Raw genomic sequence first — 22,438 nt, forward strand, 5'->3', positions numbered from 1 at the left:
CCTAGAACGGTGGGGGCTCGGTGGGGTCGGTGTCCCGCGGGGTGTTCCAGCTGCCGTTCCAGTCGCTATTCCACGGATCGCTGATCGGTTCGGCTGGCGGCAGCGGTGCGGGCGGGGCCGGCTGCGGTGGGGCTGGTGGTTCGGGTGGCGCTGATGCCTGTGGAGCTGCCTGTTGTTGTCGCGGTGGGTTGATGCGGGTGGCGGGGTCGGTGGCGTAGTGTTTGCCGGCGGGGCTGGTCCAGTGGACGGTGCCGTCGGGATCCGCGGTGGCTTTCCAATCGGAGAAGTGCTTCAGGTTGTGGTGGGCGGGCGAGAGGAAGTGGAGGTTGGTGGCGGTGGTGGGGCCGCCGAATTGTTTATCTATGGTGTGGTCAAGGTCAGAGTGGCCGGCGGAGCGGTCGCAGCCGGGGAACCGGCAGGTTCCATCGCGTAGGCGCAGGTATTTCTTCAACGCCAACAGCATCCACGATGCCGTAGGCGTGGAGGAACTCGATGATTTTCCGATAGCCGCTCCCGACTGCCAAGAATTCCCGGTCGGCGATCGGTTGTCCATGGTCGTCAACGATGGCGACGTAGTGCGTGTCTTTGTGGGTATCAACCCCGGCGAAGATGATTCGTGGTGACTCGGCCGCGACGGTGAATTGTGGCGGTTCAAGAATTGCAACTGTCATGACTTCGGTACTCCCGTTTCGTCGTTGAAGGGAAATCACCGTTGGGTCGGGAGGGCAGACAGCACAGAGGTGAGACTGTTGGCCAGGCTCCTATCAAGTCATGTCGCCCCGATCAAGCGGCATTAGCGGCTCTGGTGCGGCGGACAGATCCACTCAAAGACAACCTCGAAAGGAGTCAGTGTAATTTTGAGTCACCCCGCACCAGAGTCACATCCAGTATCTCTGTGTAATCCCACGCCTCCGTCAAGACCTCAGCCTTACTCGCCTGCGCCCACGCGATCACCTTCTCCAGGTAAATCACCCGGTCGACGAACTGCGCCTGGTGCCGCTGGAACGGACTCAGCACATCCGCGGGACTGTCGTCTTCCGAGTCGGGTTGGTCCGGGTCAGCCTCAACCGGGTCAGCCTCGGCACGGTCAGCCTCGCCACGGTCAATGTCGGCAGGGTCAGTGTGACGCTCGTCAGCGGTGCATTCGTCCGTGGTAAATCCGTCCGGGATGAAATCGACCGGGAGAAAATTGTCCGCGAGGTAATTCGTATAGAGGAACTCCTCGCGGAGGTCCTCATCGAAGAGATGCTCGGGCGGCACCGCACCGAACACCTCGGTCAGATCGAGGCCTGCCGGAATGGTCGGGCCGTCAATCAGCTCCGGGCGGCCAGGCACCGGGCTCAGTGCTGCCGGGCTCACCGGTTCCAGGTTGACCGGTTCCGGATCGACCGGGTCGGTGACCTCGTACGGGGCGCAGTCTCCGAGCCCCTCGGCAATTTCAAACCGCCAATCAGCCTGACACTGCGCCCAGAACACCTCGAACTCGGCGCGCTCTTCGGGTGTGGACGGCGGGTAGTCGTGAGCCGCGAAGAACGGATCGACACGGCCCGGCTGGGGAGTATCGCCGCTCTGGCTCATAGAAGAAGTATACCAAAACCATGCGCCAGAGTCGAGAGATTCTCAGATATGTTTGGATTTATGTGCGAATATGCATTCGGGCCGACCACGCGTTGTCGAGACGGCTCAGGCCAGTCCACGGCGGTCTCGGCAAGCTCGACCAACGACAAATGGCCAGGTTCTCCAGACCACTCTGGCCAGTCCACAGCCGTCTCGGCAAGCTCAACCAACGACAAATGGCCGGGTTCTCCAGACCGCTCAGGCCAATCCACAGCGGTCTCGACGGGATCGACCAATGGAAGTCGCCGGGTTTCGCAAGTTGCCATCGTTGATCCCTGGGGGCCTCGATAGGCTCGACCAACGGGGGATGGCCAGGTTTCGCAGGCCACCCGCGTTGGTCAAAGGCGGTTTCGACGCGTCCGACCGGCAGCCGCTCACCTGCTTCGCGCAGCAGATGACCGGCGCCTCCGACTAAAACGTCGGCGGCGGCCGAGGCGGCGGCATCCGTTCGTGCAGCAGTCGCCGCGTTCGTCAGGTCCTTAATCTGAAACAGGTCCCCGAATCCGTGAAACGGCAGGCTTCCGCCTCAGGACGCTAGTAGAGCAGGGCCGTCAGCCGGGACCGAGTCGGCGGGACCCTGGGGTCATCCTGGCCGATGACCTCGAACAGTTCGAGGATGCGCTCGCGAATAGCGTTGCGGCCGGGAGCCGGCTGGGCCGGGAACAGGCTCAGCAGTCGGTCGAAGGCGTCCTCGATGTGCCCACCGGACAGGTCGAGGTCGGCGACCAGCAACTGCGCGTCGAGATCGTCGGGAGAAGACGCGGCACCGTTCCGAATCTGGTCGATCGTTTTGCCCTGCAGGCGGGCCAGCAGGCTGACCTGGGCAAGGCCGGCGACGGCCATGGTGTCATTCGGGTTCTGGGCGATCGCCGTGCGGTATTCGCTCTGCGCGGTGGCATAATCGCCGGCCTCGATCGCGGCATAGGCCTCGACGTGGTGCGGCGGCAGGGGCTCTTCGACGACCTCGGCCGGTTCTCCGTCTGCGGCGGCGGCCGGCGCCTCGGCCGTGCCGGTCACGCCCTGCTGGGCAGCAAGTTCGAGCACGCGGCCGAGCACGTCGCTGATCTGCTCCTCGGCCAGCGGGCCGTTGAACAGCTGTACCGGCTGGCCGGTGATGACGGCCGCGACCGTGGGCACCGACTGGGCCTGAAACGCCTGGGCGAGTTGGGGGTTGGCGTCGATGTCGACGCGGGCCAGTACGAATCGGCCCGCTAGATCGGTGATCAGCTTCTCCAGCACGGTCATCAGCGCCGTGGACGGTTCGCTCCGCGAGGCCCAAAGACCGACGATAACCGGAACGCGCGAAGACAGCTCGAGCAGCTCACCGAAGTTCGCGTCGGTGCCGTCGAGCACGAGGCTCGGCACCGGCACGACACCGGCGGGCACGCCAGCAGCCGCTGGTGCCGCTGCGGCACCGGGTGTTGCGGGCGCTGCCGCCTGGCCACGGTTGACGAGCGAGGAAAGGTCAACCGCTCCGCGCAGGTTGGATCCGGACGGGGGCAGGTTGGTCATGGAAGCTCCGCAGATTGGGTGAGGCCCTGGGCAAAGCCCAGGAGGATGATTTTGTCGCTCGATCCGGCCGTCGGCACGTAGAACAACAGCTGGTCGCTGTAGGTGTTGAGAATGCCCTTGGACGACGACGAGATTCCCGACAGTGCCTTGCTAGCAGCACCGCTCGGGCTGACCGTGGCACCGTCGTTGATCGGTTTGACGATCTCGGTCTCGTTGACGCTGACCGCCACGATGCTGCCCGAGTCGTTGGTGGCCAGGGCGACAGTGCTGCCGTCCCCCGCCGCCGTGCCGAATTCGATCGATGCGGTGGCGGGCAGGGTCGCCTGCCGGTCGGCGCGACTGGCGTCAAACTGGGCGCGGAAGGCATCCACTTCGTCTTCGAACAGGTCGACGGACGGGCTCGCAGCGCCCTGCAGGAGCACATCGGCGTAGGCCGCGGCCAATTCGTTCGGCGGCAAGAGCAGGAGTTTGTTGTCGGGGGCGATCGCCGGCGCCCCGATCAGGGCCGGAGCAACTTCGGGCACCCGCGCAGCCGGCTCAAGCTGGAAGGCGTACTCGATGAGGTAATTCGCCCGCGGTGATTCCTGCTGCAGAATAATTGCGGTCGGTGGAATCTCGGCATCCGTTTCGTTCTGAATCACCGTCATCACCACTCGCGGCCAGGAATTCGTCTGCTGCGGCAGCGTGAAGGTGAGTGGGGCTCCCGGCAAGGCCAGCAGTGGCGGCACTGTCGCGTCGACCGCCCGAATCGCGTAGTTGGCCAGGCGCTGTTCCAGCGCGGGTCCGGTGAACCGGGTCGCGAGAGTGTCCGCGTTGAGGGTCGCATCGGCATCCGCTGTCAGGAGCGAAATCTCGCCCATGATGATTTCAAGCTGCGGGACCGTGACGGCCGGCGGTGCCAGCTCGGCGGCCGCTTCGACCGAGTCGGTAGACACCGGAGTCGGGGTCGGGGTCGCTGTTTCCGTCGTCGTTGCGCTGAAATCCGGCCAGAGATCGGCCGAGCATCCGCTCAGAGCGAGACCGGACACCAAAATCATCGGCAAGATCGCGGTGCGACGGGCAATACCGCGGCGCGACGAGGTGATCTGACTGGCCTTGATGGCCTTCGGCCGGGGTGCGCGCGGCAGCCGCGGCAGGCGCGGTCCGCGCGGAACGTTGCGGCGCGGTCGCCGGGACCGGCGCAGGTGCAACAGGGCCAGCAGGTACAACACGAGTCCGAACAGCAGCAACAGGGCGCCACCGGCAAGCAGCGGGCCGGCCCACGGGGTGGAATTATCCGATGCCCACGACAAACGGATATTCGCGGGCGCCGGTTCGACTCCGTCCGAAGCAACGAGCACCGAGATGCCCTCCGGGAGGGTCTGCGTGGTCGTCAACGAATCCGTGTCGCTGACCTCCTCGAGCCACAGGTCGGAACCGGCCGGATTGACGATCAGGGGCTCGGCAGCATCGGCGGCAACCGGCTCATCCGAGCTGTCGTCGTCCGTGTCGGGTTCGACGGCAGCCGTGACAGTGGAGGTCAGTTCGCCCGTTTTTTCGCTCAGCGCCACGGTGGCGTAGGCGTCATCACCGATCCAGGCGGCCACGTCTTCGGAGCGCCCGTAGGCCAAAAAGATGGGTCCCTCGCCGCGTACGTTGATCGTCTGGCTCCCCGGGGAGGCCGCGAGGGCGCTCGGGTCGATCACGGTGTACAAAGTCTCGCCGGTGGCGGTCGAGGTTAGTGAGCTGAAGGCTGGTTCGAGCAGGATAGTTCGCTGCGCGATGCCGAGCACGATCATCACGGCGGCAAGCACGAATGCCACGATGGCTAGAACAAAACGCACGTATCACCCTTCAGCAATTGAGCTGGTTGGTACTGTTCAGTCACTTTGGCTGAACCACGTGACTGAAAGTCCTCAGACACGATTTTCAACGTTACTCCGTTCGCCTGAAAGGAGCCTAATAGCCGTTCAGCCTCCATTTGGCAGCCGGCGCGTACCGTGCGGGGCACCAACACACTAAAATTGGTCGGGTGCCCCGTAATGCACGATCCATTGAGGGGCCGGGCCCCGCGTGTAAGGAGTACAAGTGTCTGACGACGACGCCGATTTCACCCAGGTCTTTCGTGGCTATGACAAGGATGAGGTCGCCAAGGCTGTTCAATCCCTGCGCCGACAACTCATCCAGGCCAATACCCAAAATGCTGAGGCCGGCCGCGAGGTCAAACGATTGGCCGCCCGCATCGATGACCTCACCGCCGAGATCGAAGAGGTGGGCAGTCCCACGTTCTCCGGTCTGGGCACGAAACTGGAAAACACCCTTCGCGTCGCCGAGGAACAGTCCACCCGCGTCATCGCCCAGGCCGATATCGACGCGGAGAAACTGCGCGCCACGACCAGCGATGAGGTCGAGCAGCTGCGACGGAATTCCACTGAGCAGGCCGAGCGCACCCTTTCCGACGCCGCCGTCAAAGCTCGCCGACTGCTCGACGATGCTCGCATTGAAACGGATGATTTACGCGCACGTACCCAGGACGAGCAGGCGAGGGTCATGCAGGACACTGCCCGGGACGCCTCGCTGATTCGCGGCTCTGTCGCCACCGAGGCGGCCGAGGCCCGAGCCACAGTGAAACGTGAGGTGTCAGCCATCCGCTCTGAAGCGGATCGCGAAGCCGCCGAGGTGCGCGTCGTCGCGCAGCGTGAGGCCACCGAGGCTCGCGAAGAAGCGGCCGGCCTGACGCGCGAAACAGAACTTATTCGCGCCGAAGTAGCGCTGGAACTCGACCAGCAGCGCGCGACGCTCAACCAGGAAACCGACCAGGCCCGCGTAACACTGGCTGCCGAAACCGACCAGGCTCGTGTGGATCTCGCGCGCGACACCGAAGAAGCCCGCCTGAGCCGCGCACACGAAGCCGAGCAGGCACGCACCCTGCTCGCCGCCGAGGTGGAACAGGGCCGCATCGACGTGGCCCGCGAAATCGAGCAGGCCCGCGCAGTCGCCGAGGTCGAAAGCGCGCAGGCCCAGACTGACCTCGCCCGCGACCTCGAGCGCAAGCGCGTCACGGCCGATCGCGAGATCGAGCAGGCACGTGCCGCCCTGGCCGCCGACGTGGAACAGGCCGGCGCCGACCTGACCAGGGACAACCAGCAAGCCCGCCTCGAGGCCGAGGCCGAGGCCGAGCAGGCCCGCATCGACGTACAAACCGAGCTCGCCGCGACCCGGAAGACCGGCCAGCACGAGGCCGCCCAGCTGGCCAGAGAAATCGACCAGGCCCGAGCCGACTTCGATGTCGAGCTGAAAGCCCGCCGCGACGAAGCAGAGCAGGAACACCTCACCTCGCACCAGGAGGCGGTGGCACTGGCGCAGAAATTCCAGACGGATGCCGCCGGGCAGCTCGCCGAGACCACTGAGCGTACGCTCGAACTGCGTACGCTCAACGAGCAGTTGGACGCGGGAGCCCGGGCGGAGGCCAAGGCCAACAAGGACCACGCCGACGAGACTGCCGCACGCATTCTGCACGACGCCCAGACCAGCGCTTCGGCACTCGTCGAGGATGCGACGACACGGTCGCGTGCCCTGGTCGCTGACGCGGAAGATCGCATGGCGCAGATTAGAATTGAGCGCGATGCCGTGGCAGGGTACTTTGAAAGTCTGCGCAGCGTTTTGACCCAGGCAGAACGGGTCGCAGCCGAGTAATTCCCTACTCCTGGAGACGACCCGTGAAAATTCAGAATGCGTTTAGGTTCGGACTCGTCGGCACCCTGGGCGTAGGCCTCGGCTTGTTGATCATCACTTCGGTGATCACCCTGCAGACGATCATCATCTACGTGGGAGCCGCGCTATTCATTGCGCTCGGCCTCGACCCGGCCGTCTCCTGGTTGGAGAAGAAGCGGTTTCCCCGCTGGGCGGCCATTCTGACCGTGGTCGCCGCCGTGCTCGGTGTGCTCACCGGTGTCGTGTTCGCAATCGCTCCGATCATCGTCGACCAGGTCTCCAAGCTGTCCCAGCTCATTCCGGATCTGGTCAAGGCGGTGAACAGTTCAACGTTTCTGAGTGATCTGCAAGAGCAGTTTCCCGGCCTCGACATCACGGGGATCACCAAGACCGTCACCGATTCTCTGGGCGGCAACCTCACCAACATCACGACCACGATCGTTCAGTCGGGCCTCGCGTTTGTCGGTGGCCTGTTCGGTGCCCTCATCATTCTCATTCTCACGCTGTACTTCACCGCCTCCCTCAACAGCATGAAGCGCGCCACCTACCAGCTGGTTCCCGCTTCAAAGCGGGAGCGCTTCACCGATATCAGTGAGCAGATCACCACGGCCGTCGGCCGCTACATCGTGGGACAGGCCGCGCTCGCCTCGGTGAACGGCGTGCTGAGCTTCATCTTTCTCTCGATCATCGGCGCACCGTTCCCGGCGTTGCTCGCCTTCATCGCTTTTCTGCTCTCGCTCGTTCCGCTCGTCGGAACCATCTCGGGTTCGGTCATCATCGTGCTGACCTGTTTGATTCCCGAGATCGGCAGCTCACCCCAGACCGCGCTGGCCGCCGCCATCTACTACCTCATCTATATGCAGGTGGAAGCATACGTTCTCAGTCCAAACATCATGAGCCGCGCCGTGTCGGTTCCGGGCGCTGTCGTGGTGATTGCGGCCCTGGCCGGCGGCAGCCTGCTCGGCATTCTCGGCGCGCTGATCGCCATCCCGGTCGCCGCGTCGGTCATCATGATCGTCAAGCAGGTCGTCATCCCCCGCCAGAACGAGCTCTAGCTGCTACAACCGGCTTAGGACGGGTCGCGCAGGCCGTCCGTCCATTCGATGGGTAGTGGCAGCGCGGCGGGGTTAACGGTGGCGACGATCTCGGTGAGAACCCGCCGGGTCAGGTTTTCGCCGACCCAGAGGTGTTTGCCGCCCTCGACGGCGACGAACCGAAGGCTGGGCACACTCGCGAACCGCAAGCGAGCGGCATCCGGTCGCAGGTAATCGTCGAATTCGGGAATGACCGCGACCAGCTGCCGCTCATTCCCGGCCCACGCGGCCAGTTCGGCCTTCGTCGTGCGGTGCAGCGGCGGTGACAGCAGAATGGCACCGCGGATCGGGTGCTCCAGCCCGTACTTGAGGGCGAGCTCAGTGCCGAAGGACCAGCCGACCAGCCACGGATTGGGCAGCTGGCGTTCGGCGACGAAGGCCATCGCCGCGGCCACGTCGGCGCGTTCGGTGATGCCCTCCCCGAAGTCACCGCCACTGGTGCCGCGCGGCGACGAGGTCCCGCGGGTGTTGAAGCGCAGTACGGCCAGATCGGCCATCGCCGGCAGGCGGTTGGCCGCCTTGCGCAGAATGTGCGAGTCCATGAATCCACCGGCCGTGGGCAGCGGATGCAGCGTCACGAGCGTCGCCACCGGCGTACGCCCGATCGGGGTCGCCAACTCCCCCACCAGGGTGAGGCCATCGCTGGTTTTCAGTTCAATGTGCTCGATGCTGGCGGGCAGTTCGATGCCGCCACGAATGCCGACCGGCAGGGTCACGGACGTCTCCTCGATCATTTGATTCTCCAACAGTGAGTGTGCCAGTGCCGCCGGTTGGCCAGGTCGGCCGCATCGCCGAGCACTCCGTCGCCGCGCCAGGCGACCATGTGCGCCGTACCGGGCACGATGTCGAGGGTGCAGCCGGGACACAGATAGGTCTTCGCGGCCTGCATGGCCGGCACCGGTTGAACGTGCCACAGTCCGTCGCGGCGCACCTCACTGCGGCGCCAACCCGCCAGCAGGTCGTTCAGGTCAGCGCCTTCGCCATCGTCTCGCGGAGCGCTCTTGCGGCCTCGGGGTCGATTGCTGCGCGCCATCACAACAGTCTAGGTTGCTGCCCGACGACGCCGTAAATCAGAAGGGTAAGCGCTAATACCAGCCGGAAGCCTGGGACTTGGCCCAGGCACCGCACGGGGTGCCGTAGCGGCCGGTGATATAACTGAGGCCCCACTCGATCTGGGTTCCGGCGTTGGTCGCCCAGTCGTCACCGGCCGTGGCCATTTTGGAGCCGGGAAGCGCCTGCGGGATGCCGTAGGCTCCACTCGAACTGTTCTCGGCGTTCACACGCCAGCCTGATTCCTTCTGCCACAGCGAGACCAGGCAGTTGTACTGGTCTTCGCCCCAGCCGCGACCCGCGACAGCATCGTAGGCGTAAGCCTGAGCCGAGCCGGGATCCGGCACAGCGGCAGACGGGGCGGTGACGCTTCGCTTCTTTTCCACGGCGACGACCACCGGAACTGGTTTGGGCTTCTCGGTGACGGTGAAGCCGTCGCGAGTGGTGGTATTCGTGTAGCTGCCGGCCACGAGCACGGCCTGGGCCGGCCCCTCGTCGGTGGTGCTGCCGGCGAGTTGAAAGTAGGGGGATGCAGTGGCACCCGAGTAGGGATCGACGACGGTCACGAGCACGAACGCGAAGGCGGCGGTGAATCCGAACAGAAAGTGAGACGGCTTGGCCCGACGCCGAGTTCGACGAACCGGCGGCCGCGCCTTGGCCGGGACGGATTCGATTCGTTGCAGATGCCTACCCATTACTAGATGACCCTAGCCCACATCTTTGGTAACGGCCAGATAACGGTCACCAAATCAACGTACCGCCAGCATCACGTCGACGACGCTGTCGAGCACCAGATCGACCTGGCCTTCGCGGTATCCGCCCCGTTCAGGGCGAAAAACGGCGGTTCGTACTTCGTCGACGGTAAGCTCACGACCGTCCAGAAAATACTTCACCAGTTTGTTTGCGAACCGATCGACATCGACCCGTTTGTAGCCGACCGCGAGCACACTGGTACGGGTGAATCGATGCCCGGGCGCACGGCTGAGGCGGGCAACAAGTACCGTGGCCGCATTCTCGGCGCCGACCGTCCAGGCCTGCTCTCCCCCGGTGCGCGAGGCGTGATCGCGTTCCCGGGCGGCAAAGGCGTCCTCGAGTCGCTCCAGTGCGGCGTCGACATGTTCCGGCGAATATCCGCCCTTGTGCATGGCGAAGGCGGTGTGTCGAATGGCTTCGGCTGTCAAGGTCGCGCCGGTTCGCTCGGCCTCCGCGGCTGCCTTGTCCGCGACGATGGTGTGGATGGCCTCGGTCCCCTTCGCGCCGGTGTCGGCATCCGTTTCACTGTCGGTCAGGTCGTGCCGATCGTAGGCGCGTCGGGCCGCGGCCAGAAAAGTATCGACCTGACTCACGTTGTAGCCGAGAGTTTTCTTGGCCACTCGGGGAAATATGGTGCTCATAGCCTCATTGTCTCGGTTGTGCTGACGGGGAGCGAATCGGTTCGGCTCACGCAAAGACCAGGTAGAGGGCGTAGGCCGCGGCGGCCGACGGGAGGATCGAGTCCAGCCGGTCCAGAAAACCGCCGTGCCCGGGCAGCCAGGAGCTCATGTCCTTGATCCCGAGGTCGCGTTTGATCAGCGATTCGGCCAGATCGCCGAACGTCGCCGTGAGCAGAATCACGAGGCCGAAGACCAGGCCGAACCACCACTCCTGATCCAGCATGAAGATGGACAGCAGAACGCCGGCGATCATGCAGATCAGGCCGGCACCGATAAAGCCTTCCCAGGTTTTCTTGGGGCTGATCGAGGGTGCCATCGGATGCTTGCCAAAATTGAGCCCGCTGACGTAGGCCCCGGTATCGGCGGAAATAACCAGGATCAGGAAGGCGAGCGCCCACCACTGCCCCTCGGGCTGGGCGACGAGTAGCACGGCGAAGCTCGCCAGGAACACGACATAGACCTGAATCAGGATGCCGCCGCCCACGTCGCCGACAATAGACCGGGCCGGGGCGCGATGGGACGGAATCACCAGAAGCGCCAGCCGCCACAGGGCGATCAGCACGATCCCGCCGAGCATCACGAGCCACTGGCCGGTCGCCTCGCCGTAGAACGCGGCCGGGACGATCGCGACGGCAGAGATGAGGACCGGGATGCGCGGAACATTACGTCCCGCGTGCCGCAGCGCCTGGGCCAGCTCGAAGGCACAGAAGGCGACGATCACGACCGCGAAGATCATGAACAGTTGCTTAACGATGATGAGGCTGACCAGCATCGAACCGCCGAGCACGAGCCCGATCAGTATCGCGAGAATGAGGTTGCGCCCGGTACGGGCTTCAATGCGCTCGTTGGTGGCATCGAGCTGGGCACGCGTCGCCTGCACCTGCCGCTCGAAATCAGCCTTGGTAGTTTGCACCTGACGTTCAAAATCGGCCCGCGTCGTCTTCACTTGCGCCCGAAACTCGGCACGACTGACACCGTGACCGCGCTTGGGCGGCTGGTCGTTCCCGGGTTTCTCGGTCATCTGAAGGCTCCCTAGATCTCGAGGAGTTCGGCTTCCTTGCGCTTGAACGCGTCATCAATGCCGTCCACGTGGCTCTTGGTGATCAGCTCCAGCTCTTTCTCGGCCCGACCGACCTCGTCGTCGCCGACCTCGCTCTTGAGCGCGTCGAGCTCATCCTTGGCCTTGCGACGGATGTTTCGCACCGAGATGCGGGCATCCTCTGCCTTGGCCTTGACGATTTTCACGAATTCCTTGCGGCGTTCCGTGGTGAGCTCTGGGAGGGTCGCGCGAATGGTGGTGCCGTCGTTGCCGACGTTGGCGCCCAGGTTCGGAGTGTCGCGAATGGCGATCTCGATGTCGCGCAGGGCCGCCTTGTCGTACGGGCCGATCAGCATGGTGCGGGCTTCCTGGTTCTGCAGGGAAGCGAGCTGCTCCAGCGGGGTCATGGTGCCGTAGTAGCTCACCAGGATTTTCGCGAACATCTGCGGGTTGGCACGTCCAGTGCGCACGGTTCCAAAATCATCTTTGGCGGCCTCGAGGGCCCGATTCATGCGCGCAGTGGCGTCGGAAAGAACATCCGCGATCACGGTGACTCCTTTATTGGTGGTGGAATAATTCTAGTTGGAGACGCGCGTGCCCAGATCGGTGCCCAGAATGGCGGCGGTGACGTTGCCTTCCGGGGCCATGCCGAAGACCTGCATCGGCATGTGGTTGTCCATGCACAGGCTGAAAGCGGTGGAGTCGACCACCTTGAGCCCGCGCTGCAGCGCCTCGAGGTAGGTGATGTGGTGGATCTTCTGCGCATCGGGGTTGGTGCGAGGGTCGTCGGAATAGACGCCGTCGACACCGTTTTTTGCCACGAGCACAACGTCAGCATCGATTTCGAGGGCGCGCTGGGCAGCGACGGTGTCGGTGGAAAAGTAGGGCAGTCCGGCGCCGGCACCGAAGATGACGACGCGGCCCTTCTCGAGGTGACGCTCGGCGCGGCGCGGAATATACAGCTCGGCGACCTGGGTCATCGAGATCGCGGACTGCACCCGGGTTTCAGCGCCGGCCTGCTCCAGGAAGTCCTGCAGGGCCAGAGCGTTCATGACTGTGCCGAGCATGCCCATATAGTCGGCGCGGCCACGGTCCATGCCGCGCTGGGAGAGCTCTGCGCCGCGGAAGAAGTTGCCGCCGCCGACGACGATGGCGACCTCGACCTGCTTGGCGCCCTCGGCGATTTCACGGGCCAGCGAGCTGACGACATCCGGGTTGACTCCGACGGCGCCGCCGCCAAAAGCCTCACCCGACAATTTCAGAAGCACTCGTCGTTTCTTGACGATAGCGGTGGGCCTGACCGGTACAGAAAAAGTACTGGCCGGGCTGTTATGGGTGTGCGTGCTGGCCGTGTCAGTCATGGCGTGCGGGGCCTTCCGAAGTGGGGTGTTACCAAACTACCAAGAGCGTGCGCGTACCCCAGGGGGCACACACAAAAACGGAGGCCGGATTGCTTTCGCAATCCGACCTCCGTCATTCGTTGTTAGGCGCCGACCTTGAACCGGGCGAAGCCCGACACGGTCAGTTTTGCATCGTCGAGGACCTTCGCAACGGACACCTTGTTGTCCTTGGCGTAGTCCTGTTCGAGCAGGGCGACCTGCTTGAGGTACGCCTTAACGCGTCCCTCAACGATCTTGGGCAGTGCCGCTTCCGGCTTGCCCTCGTTCTTCGAGATCTCGGTGACGATCTTGCGCTCGGTCTCCACCAGGTCAGCAGGAACATCGCTGGCCGCGAGGTACTCGGGGTTGGCGAACGAGATGTGCTGGGCGACGCTGCGAGCGGTCTCCACGTCGGCTCCAGAGAAGCCGAGAACAACGCCGACCTGCGGGGGCAGGTCCTTGCTGGTCTTGTGCAGGTAAATCGAGAACGATTCGCCGGTGACGGCGGCAACACGGCGAAGTTCGAACTTCTCGCCGATGATGGCCGCTTCGCCGTCGATGAGCTCGGCAACGGTCTGGGTGCCGGCCGTTGCGGCCAGTCCAGCCTCAACCGTCGTCGCGCCAGCGGCGGCGATCGCGTCGAGCACCTTGTCGGCCAGAACGACGAACTTGTCACCCTTGGCGACGAAGTCGGTCTCGCAGGCGAGTTCGATCATGTACGCGGTCGTGCCGATTTCCTTGGCAGCGACGAGTCCCTCAGAGGTGGAACGGTCAGCGCGCTTGGCGTTGCCCTTTGCACCCTTGAGACGCAGGATCTCGATGGCCTTGTCCATGTCGCCGTCGGCTTCAACGAGGGCGTTCTTGGTGTCGACCATTCCGGTGCCGAGGTTCTCGCGGAGAGCCTTGACGTTTTCGAGTGTGAAGTTTGCCATACCGGGTTCCTTACTTGGTCTCTTCGGCGGCAACGGTCGGCTCATCGGCGACGGCAGCCAGTACGGCGGCAACGTCGGAGTCGGCGACAGCGTCGGCGATGGTGACGGAGGGCTCTGCAACGACGGCCTCGTCGGCGACGACGGTAGCGTCGGCAACCTTCTCGGTCTCGGCAGAGGACTGCGCGGGGGTGGTTTCGGCGTCGGAGGCCTGAAGCAGTTCAGCTTCCCACGCGGCGAGGGGCTCAACTTCAGCCTCCGGCTTGGCGTGGCGCTGGATCAGGCCCTCGGCTGCTGCGTCCGCGATGATGCGGGTCAGCAGGCCAACGGAGCGGATGGCGTCGTCGTTGCCCGGGATCGGGTACTGCACGTCGTCGGGGTCGCAGTTGGTGTCGAGGATGGCGATGACGGGGATGCCGAGCTTGCGCGCCTCGTCAATAGCGAGGTGTTCCTTGTTGGTGTCAACAACCCACAGCGCAGACGGGGTCTTCGTGAGGTTGCGGATTCCGCCGAGGCTCTTGTGCAGCTTGACGAGTTCGCGCTTCTTGATGAGCATTTCCTTCTTCGTGAAACCGCTCTTGGCGGTGTCTTCGAAGTCGAGCTCTTCGAGTTCTTTCATGCGGGCCAGACGCTTGGAAACGGTCTGGAAGTTGGTGAGGAGTCCACCGAGCCAGCGCTGGTTGACGTAGGGCTGGCCTACGCGCTGCGCCTGCTCTGAAATGGATTCCTGGGCCTGTTTCTTGGTGCCAACGAAGAGGATGGTGCCGCCGTGGGCAACCGTCTCCTTGACGAAGTCATAGGCCTTGTCAACGAACCCGAGCGACTGCTGCAGGTCGATGATGTAGATGCCGGAACGCTCGGTGAAGATGAAGCGCTTCATCTTCGGGTTCCAACGGCGGGTCTGGTGCCCGAAGTGCACGCCGCTGTCAAGCAGCTGGCGAATGGTTACGACGGCCATGTGCCGTACTCCTGTTCTGATGCGCGTTCGCACGCACACCAATCGGTTTGTGCGATGATCGGTCGATCATCACTCCTGGTACCCGGCACATGTCCGCCCTGTACCTGCAAGATTCGCTGTGCATGAATCTGGCTGTACGGGACCGATTGGACATGGCGGCCAAATGGGCACGCGTAGTCAGCGCACGAAGCGCTGCTGTGGATAGCGTATCACCGTCGGCCGGGTGGTCGAGACCGGACCGTAGGAAAACAGCTCCTCCACCGCAGCGGTCCTTATGTCCTCTGCACGAATGCGCCCACGAGCTGTTCGCCCGAGGCGCCACCCGACCAGGCTGGCCCCATGCATACGTTACGCAATCTCGCGATTCGCCGCCTGGCGGCATCCGCTGTGATGCTGCTCATTCTCCTCGGGAGTCCGTTTGCCACGGCGAGCGCGGTTCCCCCGGCGGTCGTGACGCCGGGAGTGGATGGCTGGCGCTGGCCGCTCCCGGAGCCGCACCGGGTGATCGTCCCGTTCATTGCGCCGGTCATGCCCTATGCTGCCGGTCATCGCGGCATCGACCTGACGGCGCAGACCGGCGATACCGTGCTGGCTCCGCACGACGGCGTCGTATCATTCGCCGGCGTGGTCGTTGATCGACCGGTGCTCTCCATCACCCAGGTCGGTGATCTGATCACAACGGTGGAGCCGGTGCTGGCGCTCGTGGCCGAGGGCGACCGGGTGCAGGCCGGGCAGCAGATCGGAACTGTGGCGACGGGCGGTCATTGCCCGCCGGGCTGCCTGCACCTGGGGGTACGCCTGCACGGGAACTACGTGTCGCCGCTGCTCTATCTCGGCGGCTTGCAGCGGGCCGTGTTACTTCCGGCCGGCCCGTGACGGTGCGCCGTACTGGCAGGTCAGCGCGACGTCGAAACGAGGAACCAACGCTGGCGGTCAGGCGCGGGGGTGTGCCAGTCCGTAGCTGGCCTTGAGCCGTTCGGCGGAGACGTGCGTGTAGATCTGGGTGGTGCCGAGGCTGACGTGTCCGAGCAGCTCCTGCACGGCCCGCAGGTCGGCGCCGCCGTCGAGAAGGTGGGTGGCCGCGGTGTGGCGCAAGGCGTGGGGACCCGCCGGACCGGTTCCGGGAACCTCGGCGAGCAGGGTGGCAACCAGTCGGTAGACCCCGCGTGTGCCCAGACGCTGACCCTGGCGGCCAAGAAACAACGCGGTGGTGCCGGGTGCTGTGGCGCCGGGCGCTGACGTCGGGCCCGAGCTCGACGCGTGTTCCACGAGCGAGCGGCGGGCCTGGCCGAGGTAGTGCACGATCGCACGCTGCGCCGGCACGCCGAACGGCACCACGCGCTCCTTGGAGCCCTTGCCCGTGACCCGCACGGTCAGCCGGTCGAGGTCGACGTCGGCGACGTCGAGTCCGACGAGTTCGGAAACACGCAGGGCCGAAGCGTAGAGCAGTTCGACGATCGCCAGATCACGCGCGGCCAGATCACGCACGGCAGGTTCGCGATCGATGCGGGTCCCGGACTCGGCGCCATCTGGCCTACCGCCGGCCTCCACTTCCCCGTGCGCGCGGGTCGTGAGCAGTTCAAGCAACTCGTTCATCTGGGTGTGGGTGATCACGCGGGGAAGCGTGTGGCCAGGCTTCGGCGAGCGCAGGCGAGCGGCCGGATCCACGCTGTCGTCGCGGGCCCGCGCCAGCCAGGCGGTGAAGCTGCGCGCCGACGCCGACCGACGGGCGAGCGTCGCGCGGGCGAGGCCGGCCTGGGTACCCACCCACAGCCATTCCCGGAGCAGCTCCAGGGTCAGATCAGCGGATGCCGCGCTACCACGTTCCGCAGCAAACGCGGCCAGCTGCGCCAGATCGGTGCGGTACGCCCGAACGGTGTGCGCCGAGTAGCCACGCTCCGCGCTCAGGTATCGCAGAAACGCGTCGATGTCGTCGGTCAGGGGCACGGATTCAGTTTCGTCTCGGCAGCGAGCGTGCCGCGCGCGACCCGCGGCACGGGGGCAGAATTGGCGGGCCGAACGGCACCCGTTCGTGGTCGAGTTGGTCTGCTGGCGCTGGGACACTTCGCGTGATCATTGTTGGCGGGAAAAGGCTTCGAGTCGGGCTTCGGGTGACAGGATGGCCAGTCGATCGACATAGTCGGCCGGAAAATGGGTGGCCGTATCGAAGGCGCCGATCGGTACCTGCGAGTGCGTGATCTGGTCGGCGTAGACGTGCAGCAGGTTGACGGTGCGGCCGCCTTTGACGCCGGTCAGTTCACGCTCGGGAGCGCTGAGATCCATCGTGTAGCAGGTGGCCGCGGCCACGGAGACTGGAATTCCGGCGAACAGGCCCTGGGTCGCATAGTGCAGGTGACCACCGAGAATCGCGCGTACGTCGCTGCCGTCCAGCACCGCCGCCAAGCGCGGCTGTTCCTGCAGTTCGAGCAGGCTCATCAACGGCAGCGGGGTGGGAATCGGCGGGTGGTGCAGCGCCAGAATGGAGCCGTGACGGGCGGGCGTGCTGAGCACCGTGCGCAGCCACTCCAGCTGCGCGTCGGTCACCTCACCGTGGTGATAGCCCGGAACGCTGGTGTCGAGGGCAATGATTCGCAGGCCGTCGAGGTCGTGCACCTGGTCGACGGGGTCCTGGTCGACGGGGTCCTGGTCGACGCGGCCTTGGTCGACAGTGCCTTGATCAGCTGCGCGCGCCGCTTCGCCCGGCTGATCCTGCCCGAGTAGGACGCTCCGAAAAGCGGCGCGCTGGTCGTGGTTGCCCATCACCCAGATGACCTTCGCTTGCCACTGGGCCGCGGCGGCTTCGACGATGCCGCGGATGCGGCGGTAGGCATCCGCTTCGCCACGATCGGCGACATCACCGGTGATTATGAGGGCATCGGGGCGGATGCCCGACCGGTGCAGCTGTTCGAGGGCACGATGCACCGTGGTGTCGGTGTCGACGGTGCCGTACAGCGCCGCGGCATCCGCTAGAAAATGGGTGTCGCTGAGGTGAACCAGAATCTTGTCGGCGGGCGCATACTGGCCCCACTGCATGCTCGCCATTTCCCGTCCCGTCGTTGGGATCCACCCTACGGGCTGCCACCGACAGGCCGGTCACCCAGGGCTATCATGGCGGCATGTCTGCCCAGCCGGACTCCTACACCCAGGCTTTGGACCGTGCGCTGTTGCACGCCCAAGCCTGGCTTACGTCACTCCCTTCGCGGAACCCGGACTGATGGCACTGCCGTCCGGTCGCTTCTTCGGCTGGGTGATTGGGGGGACCCTGCCCGCAGCCCTCGCCGCCGACTGGTTGGTGACCGCGTGGGACCAGAACGCCGGAATGCGCTTCGCCACTCCCGCGACTGCCGTACTCGACGAGAACGCTGCGGGCTGGATCCTCGATCTGCTCGGGCTTCCTCTCGGATCCGATGTCGGATTCACGACGGGCGCGACGATGGCCAATTTCGTCGGTCTTGCCGCCGGTCGGCAGTGGGTTCTGGAGCATTCGACCCGATGGGTACAGCGATCGACGTGGCGAAGCGGCAGGGAGTCTGGGTGCACGTGGACGGGGCTTTCGCCCTGTGGGTAGCGGCCGACGGCACTCCGGCAACATTGGCCCGGGCAACCCGTTCGAGAAGGTGCCGGAGATGTCCCGTCGGGCGCGAGGCGTTCCAGTCTGGGCGGCGCTCCGATCCCCTGGTCGTGATGGCACGATCGCGCTGGTCGACCGTCTCGCGGCCGATGCGCGTGCCCTGGCCGATGGACTGCGGTCGATGCCGGGGGTCGAGGTCCTCAACGAGGTGGTGTTCACGCAGGTGTGCGTGAGTTTCGACCGCGACGCTCGCACCCGGCGGGTGACGCAACAGCTCATTGCCCACGGCTCAGCGTGGATGTCGGGGTCGCTCTGGCACGACCGGGACATTCTGCGCATCTCGGTGAGCAACTGGTCGACGGATGCCGCGGACGTCGCGTTCTCCCGCGCCGCCGTAAAGCGAGCCTGCTCGACCATGGACGGGGCCGAGGACATAGCAGTGGTCCCGGACTTGGCGGCAGCGATGGGCACAGTTGTGGACACAGCCAACGACATAGTGCAGCGCCGGCCGGACGCCACGTGCCCTGCTCCGCACCCACACCCGCACGCGATCCATAGCCCCGCAACGGACGATCGAAATTGACCCTGCGGATCTAACGGCCGCATCCGACCACCATCCAGTGACGCCGCACGCCCGGCCACGGGAGCGCCGCTCCAGCTGGCTCCTGGTAGCCCCATACGCGCCTTACGCGCGGCGCACCCAGCCAGCCTCGCGTTCCTGGGCGGCCCCGTCGAGGTCGAGGCCGCCCAGGGCGCCGCGCACGGCCGCACTCGACAGCCCGGCTCGGCGTGACAGGTCGGCGACCGTGCGCGGCGAGCGACCGCTGAGAGCATCAAACACGCGCACCTGGTCGCTCGTGCGGGGAATCGGACCGGGGCCCGCATCGGTGTTGGGCCCCGCTTCCAGGTGGAAATTGGCCAAGGGCACCTGAATCGACCGATCGCCGACCAGCTCGGCCATTTCGGTCGGGTTGGTCACGCACACCGCGGCGAACTCCCGGATGAGGCGGTGGCAGCCAGCCGAGGTCGGGCTCGTGATCGGGCCGGGCACCGCGCCAAGCGGGCGACCGAGCGCGGAGGCATGGCCGGCTGTGTTGAGCGAGCCGGACCGCCAGCCGGCCTCAAGCACGACCGTCGCCGCACTGGACGCGGCGATGAGCCGGTTTCGTTGCAGAAACCTCCATTTCGTGGGTGTTGCGCCGCAGGGAAGCTCGGAAACGACCGCGCCGGAGGCCACGATGCGGGTGAGCAGGGAGTCGTGGCCACTCGGGTAAAACCGGTCGACTCCCCCGGCGAGAAAGGCCACGGTCAGACCGTCACTGGCCAGGGCGGCCCGGTGGGCCATCCCGTCGATGCCGTACGCGGCACCGGAAACGATGGCGAAGCCACGGTCGACCAGCCCCGCCGAAGCTTCCATGGCGATGTGCTCGCCGTATCCGGTGGCGGCCCGCGCCCCGACCAGTGCGATGGAGTTGGGCAGCGCGGCGAGGGCACCGGGTCCGCCACGCCACCACAGGGCAAGCGGGGCGTGCTTCTCGAGGTCATTGAGAGCCGCCGGCCAGAGGGAATCCGTGGCCAGCAGCAAACGAGCCTCGACGCGGGCCGCCTGTTGCAGCGAGCGGATGACCTCGGTCGAGTTGAGCCGCGGGCGCCAGCGCTGCAGCCCCTGGTCTAACGCGGCCTCGAGTTCGGCGCTGGTGTCGGCATCCGCTTCGCTGAAATCGATGGACGGACTCACTGCGAACAGCACACTCGGGCCGACCGTCGTGTCGCCGGAGAGCGCGTCGCGCACCAGGGCACCGAGGCGCACCGGGCTCCACGCCTCGAGAATAGCGGTCAGGGCGACGCTGGCACCGAGGCTCGCCACGAGCACTCCAGCCATGCCGTCGCCCGGCTCGGCGATGCCCGACCACGCGGCGCGAGCGAACACCTCGGCGACCATTGCGGTCTCGATTTCCATGGCGGCGCCGTTGGTCGTGCCGCTCCTGTCTGCACCGTCGGCCCGATCTGCACCGACGGCCCGATCTGCACCGACGGCCCGATCTGTGCTATCAGCTACGCCTGCGCTGCCGGCCAGACCTGGTGTCTTGGCGCTCGAAATCGGGACCAGGTTCTGGCCTGCAGCCGCGGTGCCGTCGCAGGTCTGCGGTCCGTCACCGGCCGCTGGCATCCCACCGCGCACACCGGCGGTGAGTGCTCTGACCCGGGATTCGTCCAGTCCAAACAGCTTCATGATGTCATTCCTTTGCGTAGGTAAAGGGCTTGACCGACCTGGTCGGCGCCGGGACTGGTGAGACCGTCGTAGTCGGCGAGGGTCCAGGCGATGCGCAGCACCCGGTCGTAGCCGCGCATGGTGATTCCGCCACGTTCGAGGGCGCGATCCAGGCCCGCCGTGCATGCCGGGGCCAGCCGCACCGGGGCACCGCGCAGCCACGGTCCGGGCACCTGGGAGTTCACGGTCCACGGCGTGCTGCCCAGCCGTTCGGCTGCTGCAGCCCGAGCGGCCACCACCCGATCCCGGGCGCTAATGCTCGTGACGCGCTGGGTGCCGGCGGCGAGGCGCAGCTGGGCGGCGGTAATGCGCTTGACGTTGAGTTGGATGTCGATGCGGTCGAGCAGCGGACCGGAGATGCGCGCAAGATAGCGGCGGCGCGCGTTCGGCGGGCAGGTGCAGCTCAGGTCGCCGGCCCCGTACTGCCCGCAGGGGCACGGATTGGCCGCCATCACCAGTTGGAAACTGGCCGGGAAGTGGGCGACGGCATTGGCCCGGTGGATGCTGATCCAGCCGGATTCCAACGGTTGGCGCAGCGCGTCAAGCACCGGCGAAGCGAATTCGGGGGCTTCATCGAGAAACAGCACTCCGTGCGAGGCTTGCGAGGCAGCACCGGGACGAATCTGCCCGTTGCCGCCGCCGACCATGGCTGCGGCCGTTGCGGTGTGATGGGGCGCTTCCCACGGCGGCCGGGTAATCAGGGCATCGCCGAGTCCGAGACCGCTGAGCGAGCGCAGGGAGCTGACTTCGAGCGAGCTGGCCGGGTCGAGATCGGGCAACAGCCCGGGCAGTCGGGCCGCGAGCATTGTCTTGCCGGCGCCGGGCGGGCCGAGCAGAAAAACGTGGTGCCCACCGGCGGCGGCGATCTGCAGCGCCAGGATGGCGTCGTCGTTGCCGATCACGTCGGCGAGGTCGGGTTCGGCAGCCAGACTGCTCGGTACGGTCGTCGCCAGGATCGGCTCGACCGGAATCGTCGGGAGGTTTGCCCCATGCCAGATCGCCGCATCGCGCAGCGATGCGACGCCGATCACTCGAATATCGGGAACGAGTCGCGCCTCCGCCTCATTGCCGATGGGTACCATCACCGTCGTGTGACCGAGGCGGGCGGCGGTCATCACGCCCGGCAGGATTCCCGGGGTCGGTCGCAGCCGCCCGTCGAGGGCAAGCTCGCCGAAGTGCACGACCTTGCCCACCGACACCTGCGAAATGGTGCTGTCGGCGGCGAGGCAAGCCAGGGCGATCGCGAGGTCGAACCCGGCACCGTGTTTGGGCAGCGCGGCCGGCGACAGATTGATGGTGAGGCGGTGAACAGTGAGGGGGCATCCACTGTTGGCGGCCGCAGCACGCACCCGCTGGGTCGCCTGGGACAGGGCAGCGTCGGGCAGGCCGATCAGAATCATGCCGGGCAGTTGCGCCGAGATATCGGCCTCGACCTCGACGAGCGCTCCGGTCAGGCCGAGCAGCGCCACGGCATGGGTGCGGGCGATCCCCATCAGAACACGCCCTCGAGGTGTTCGATGACCGGTTCGCGGCCCCGCGGGGCGATCACGGCGATGACGTCAAGCCTAATCTGGCGCGGCCACCGCTCGGCCTGCACACACCAGGCCGCGGCGAGGCGGCGCATGCGGGCAAGTTTTTTCACGGTGATGGCTTCAAACGGATGCCCAAAGCTCAGGCTGCTGCGCGTCTTCACCTCGACAAAAACCACCGCAGAACCGCGTTGTGCGACGAGGTCGATCTCTCCCTCGGCGCACCGCCAGTTGCGGGTCAGAATTGTGTAGCCGGCACCCTCCAGAAAGCGAGCGGCCTGCTCTTCACCGAGTTTGCCGACTTCGTCTTTGCGCGCCACGAGTGCCTCCGAGAACCAGAGTGACCGCTCGCGGGGCGCCGT

24 protein-coding genes are annotated in these 22,438 nt (G+C 65.7%); 5 read left to right on the top strand and 19 right to left on the bottom strand.

Annotation, left to right across the window (positions count from 1 at the left end):
• Nucleotide 1: 1 nt before the first annotated feature.
• The 5 genes from E3T41_RS09800 to E3T41_RS09815 all read right to left on the bottom strand — a co-directional run bounded on the left by E3T41_RS09800 (nt 2) and on the right by E3T41_RS09815 (nt 4,952).
• Entirely contained in the window at nt 2-451 is a 450-nt protein-coding gene (locus E3T41_RS09800) for an HNH endonuclease signature motif containing protein (RefSeq protein WP_166791535.1), read from the bottom strand.
• Complete coding sequence (locus tag E3T41_RS17925; RefSeq protein ID WP_166791536.1) at nt 378-671, bottom strand: IS110 family transposase; 294 nt, start codon at nt 669-671, stop codon at nt 378-380. Before E3T41_RS17925 ends, E3T41_RS09800 begins: the two co-directional genes overlap by 74 nt.
• A gap of 175 nt (nt 672-846) precedes the next feature.
• Nucleotides 847-1,578, bottom strand: a complete 732-nt coding sequence (locus E3T41_RS09805; RefSeq protein WP_134478366.1) for a hypothetical protein — start codon at nt 1,576-1,578, stop codon at nt 847-849.
• Nucleotides 1,579-2,151: 573 nt separating this feature from the next.
• Nucleotides 2,152-3,129, bottom strand: coding sequence for a tetratricopeptide repeat protein (locus tag E3T41_RS09810; RefSeq protein ID WP_092449199.1), 978 nt, complete (start codon nt 3,127-3,129; stop codon nt 2,152-2,154).
• Nucleotides 3,126-4,952, bottom strand: coding sequence for a hypothetical protein (locus E3T41_RS09815; RefSeq protein WP_104132565.1), 1,827 nt, complete (start codon nt 4,950-4,952; stop codon nt 3,126-3,128). Before E3T41_RS09815 ends, E3T41_RS09810 begins: the two co-directional genes overlap by 4 nt.
• A 244-nt stretch (nt 4,953-5,196) precedes the next feature.
• On the opposite strand from E3T41_RS09815, the gene E3T41_RS09820 reads away from it, so the two are divergent.
• Nucleotides 5,197-6,804, top strand: a complete 1,608-nt coding sequence (locus E3T41_RS09820) for a hypothetical protein (protein WP_092449201.1) — start codon at nt 5,197-5,199, stop codon at nt 6,802-6,804.
• Nucleotides 6,805-6,827: 23 nt separating this feature from the next.
• Nucleotides 6,828-7,877, top strand: a complete 1,050-nt coding sequence (locus E3T41_RS09825; protein ID WP_092449202.1) for an AI-2E family transporter — start codon at nt 6,828-6,830, stop codon at nt 7,875-7,877.
• A gap of 14 nt (nt 7,878-7,891) precedes the next feature.
• Here E3T41_RS09825 and E3T41_RS09830 read toward each other — a convergent pair whose 3' ends face one another.
• The 9 genes from E3T41_RS09830 to rpsB form a co-directional block, all read right to left on the bottom strand.
• Nucleotides 7,892-8,650, bottom strand: a complete 759-nt coding sequence (locus tag E3T41_RS09830) for an alpha/beta hydrolase (RefSeq protein WP_104132567.1) — start codon at nt 8,648-8,650, stop codon at nt 7,892-7,894.
• Nucleotides 8,647-8,949, bottom strand: a complete 303-nt coding sequence (locus E3T41_RS09835; RefSeq protein WP_174775294.1) for a hypothetical protein — start codon at nt 8,947-8,949, stop codon at nt 8,647-8,649. The genes E3T41_RS09830 and E3T41_RS09835 overlap by 4 nt, the downstream gene beginning before the upstream one ends.
• Nucleotides 8,950-9,001: 52 nt before the next feature.
• Nucleotides 9,002-9,661, bottom strand: coding sequence for a lytic transglycosylase domain-containing protein (locus E3T41_RS09840; protein WP_134478368.1), 660 nt, complete (start codon nt 9,659-9,661; stop codon nt 9,002-9,004).
• Between the two features lie 54 nt (nt 9,662-9,715).
• Entirely contained in the window at nt 9,716-10,360 is a 645-nt protein-coding gene (locus tag E3T41_RS09845) for a DivIVA domain-containing protein (protein WP_134478370.1), read from the bottom strand.
• Between the two features lie 46 nt (nt 10,361-10,406).
• The gene (locus E3T41_RS09850) at nt 10,407-11,420 is read right to left on the bottom strand and encodes a phosphatidate cytidylyltransferase (protein ID WP_092449206.1); all 1,014 of its coding nucleotides are present in this window, start codon (nt 11,418-11,420) and stop codon (nt 10,407-10,409) included.
• Nucleotides 11,421-11,431: 11 nt separating this feature from the next.
• Nucleotides 11,432-11,986: a ribosome recycling factor gene (gene frr, locus E3T41_RS09855; RefSeq protein WP_092449207.1), complete on the bottom strand. Its 555-nt coding sequence runs from the start codon at nt 11,984-11,986 to the stop codon at nt 11,432-11,434.
• A 30-nt stretch (nt 11,987-12,016) separates the two neighbouring features.
• A complete protein-coding gene (pyrH, locus tag E3T41_RS09860) occupies nt 12,017-12,799 on the bottom strand; it encodes a UMP kinase (protein WP_092449208.1) in 783 nt (260 codons plus the stop codon).
• A gap of 122 nt (nt 12,800-12,921) precedes the next feature.
• Nucleotides 12,922-13,749 (bottom strand): translation elongation factor Ts, encoded by an 828-nt coding sequence (gene tsf, locus E3T41_RS09865; RefSeq protein ID WP_104132570.1) that lies wholly within the window; start codon nt 13,747-13,749, stop codon nt 12,922-12,924.
• A 10-nt stretch (nt 13,750-13,759) separates the two neighbouring features.
• Nucleotides 13,760-14,704 (bottom strand): 30S ribosomal protein S2, encoded by a 945-nt coding sequence (gene rpsB / locus E3T41_RS09870; RefSeq protein WP_092449210.1) that lies wholly within the window; start codon nt 14,702-14,704, stop codon nt 13,760-13,762.
• A gap of 339 nt (nt 14,705-15,043) precedes the next feature.
• Here rpsB and E3T41_RS09875 point away from each other — a divergent pair, with 339 nt between their 5' ends.
• Nucleotides 15,044-15,580, top strand: a complete 537-nt coding sequence (locus E3T41_RS09875) for a murein hydrolase activator EnvC (protein ID WP_134478372.1) — start codon at nt 15,044-15,046, stop codon at nt 15,578-15,580.
• A 57-nt stretch (nt 15,581-15,637) separates the two neighbouring features.
• Here the strand turns inward: E3T41_RS09875 and E3T41_RS09880 are convergent, their stop codons facing one another.
• A complete protein-coding gene (locus tag E3T41_RS09880) occupies nt 15,638-16,651 on the bottom strand; it encodes a tyrosine recombinase XerC (protein ID WP_241991111.1) in 1,014 nt (337 codons plus the stop codon).
• 126 nt (nt 16,652-16,777) lie between these two features.
• Entirely contained in the window at nt 16,778-17,746 is a 969-nt protein-coding gene (locus E3T41_RS09885) for a metallophosphoesterase (RefSeq protein ID WP_134478374.1), read from the bottom strand.
• 172 nt (nt 17,747-17,918) lie between these two features.
• Between E3T41_RS09885 and E3T41_RS19005 the strand changes: the two genes are divergently transcribed.
• Together E3T41_RS19005 and E3T41_RS19010 are read left to right on the top strand one after the other, a co-directional pair.
• Nucleotides 17,919-18,272: a hypothetical protein gene (locus E3T41_RS19005; RefSeq protein ID WP_370257447.1), complete on the top strand. Its 354-nt coding sequence runs from the start codon at nt 17,919-17,921 to the stop codon at nt 18,270-18,272.
• Between the two features lie 58 nt (nt 18,273-18,330).
• The gene (locus E3T41_RS19010) at nt 18,331-18,858 is read left to right on the top strand and encodes a hypothetical protein (protein WP_370257450.1); all 528 of its coding nucleotides are present in this window, start codon (nt 18,331-18,333) and stop codon (nt 18,856-18,858) included.
• Between the two features lie 102 nt (nt 18,859-18,960).
• On the opposite strand, the gene dprA is transcribed toward E3T41_RS19010, so the two are convergent.
• From dprA to E3T41_RS09905, 3 genes are read right to left on the bottom strand one after another with little or no spacing between them, the layout of a single operon-like run.
• Nucleotides 18,961-20,508, bottom strand: coding sequence for a DNA-processing protein DprA (gene dprA, locus E3T41_RS09895; RefSeq protein ID WP_241991112.1), 1,548 nt, complete (start codon nt 20,506-20,508; stop codon nt 18,961-18,963).
• Nucleotides 20,505-22,040, bottom strand: coding sequence for a YifB family Mg chelatase-like AAA ATPase (locus tag E3T41_RS09900; protein ID WP_092449213.1), 1,536 nt, complete (start codon nt 22,038-22,040; stop codon nt 20,505-20,507). The genes dprA and E3T41_RS09900 overlap by 4 nt, the downstream gene beginning before the upstream one ends.
• Nucleotides 22,040-22,396 (bottom strand): YraN family protein, encoded by a 357-nt coding sequence (locus tag E3T41_RS09905; RefSeq protein WP_092449214.1) that lies wholly within the window; start codon nt 22,394-22,396, stop codon nt 22,040-22,042. The genes E3T41_RS09900 and E3T41_RS09905 overlap by 1 nt, the downstream gene beginning before the upstream one ends.
• Nucleotides 22,397-22,438: the final 42 nt, after the last annotated feature.

The sequence above is a fragment of the Cryobacterium sp. Hh38 genome (assembly GCF_004403235.1).
GTDB classification, from domain to species: domain Bacteria; phylum Actinomycetota; class Actinomycetes; order Actinomycetales; family Microbacteriaceae; genus Cryobacterium; species Cryobacterium levicorallinum.

Coding starts and splice junctions, on each gene's coding strand:
- E3T41_RS09830 (WP_104132567.1), bottom strand. CDS start 8,650: ATGATCGAGGAGACGTCCGTGACCCTGCCGGTCGGCATTCGTGGCGGC.
- E3T41_RS09885 (WP_134478374.1), bottom strand. CDS start 17,746: ATGGCGAGCATGCAGTGGGGCCAGTATGCGCCCGCCGACAAGATTCTG.
- E3T41_RS09875 (WP_134478372.1), top strand. CDS start 15,044: ATGCATACGTTACGCAATCTCGCGATTCGCCGCCTGGCGGCATCCGCT.
- E3T41_RS09850 (WP_092449206.1), bottom strand. CDS start 11,420: ATGACCGAGAAACCCGGGAACGACCAGCCGCCCAAGCGCGGTCACGGT.
- E3T41_RS09840 (WP_134478368.1), bottom strand. CDS start 9,661: ATGGGTAGGCATCTGCAACGAATCGAATCCGTCCCGGCCAAGGCGCGG.
- E3T41_RS19010 (WP_370257450.1), top strand. CDS start 18,331: ATGTCCCGTCGGGCGCGAGGCGTTCCAGTCTGGGCGGCGCTCCGATCC.
- tsf (WP_104132570.1), bottom strand. CDS start 13,749: ATGGCAAACTTCACACTCGAAAACGTCAAGGCTCTCCGCGAGAACCTC.
- E3T41_RS09845 (WP_134478370.1), bottom strand. CDS start 10,360: ATGAGCACCATATTTCCCCGAGTGGCCAAGAAAACTCTCGGCTACAAC.
- E3T41_RS17925 (WP_166791536.1), bottom strand. CDS start 671: ATGACAGTTGCAATTCTTGAACCGCCACAATTCACCGTCGCGGCCGAG.
- rpsB (WP_092449210.1), bottom strand. CDS start 14,704: ATGGCCGTCGTAACCATTCGCCAGCTGCTTGACAGCGGCGTGCACTTC.
- dprA (WP_241991112.1), bottom strand. CDS start 20,508: ATGAAGCTGTTTGGACTGGACGAATCCCGGGTCAGAGCACTCACCGCC.
- E3T41_RS09805 (WP_134478366.1), bottom strand. CDS start 1,578: ATGAGCCAGAGCGGCGATACTCCCCAGCCGGGCCGTGTCGATCCGTTC.
- pyrH (WP_092449208.1), bottom strand. CDS start 12,799: ATGACTGACACGGCCAGCACGCACACCCATAACAGCCCGGCCAGTACT.
- E3T41_RS09900 (WP_092449213.1), bottom strand. CDS start 22,040: ATGGGGATCGCCCGCACCCATGCCGTGGCGCTGCTCGGCCTGACCGGA.
- E3T41_RS09835 (WP_174775294.1), bottom strand. CDS start 8,949: ATGGCGCGCAGCAATCGACCCCGAGGCCGCAAGAGCGCTCCGCGAGAC.
- E3T41_RS09810 (WP_092449199.1), bottom strand. CDS start 3,129: ATGACCAACCTGCCCCCGTCCGGATCCAACCTGCGCGGAGCGGTTGAC.
- E3T41_RS19005 (WP_370257447.1), top strand. CDS start 17,919: ATGGCACTGCCGTCCGGTCGCTTCTTCGGCTGGGTGATTGGGGGGACC.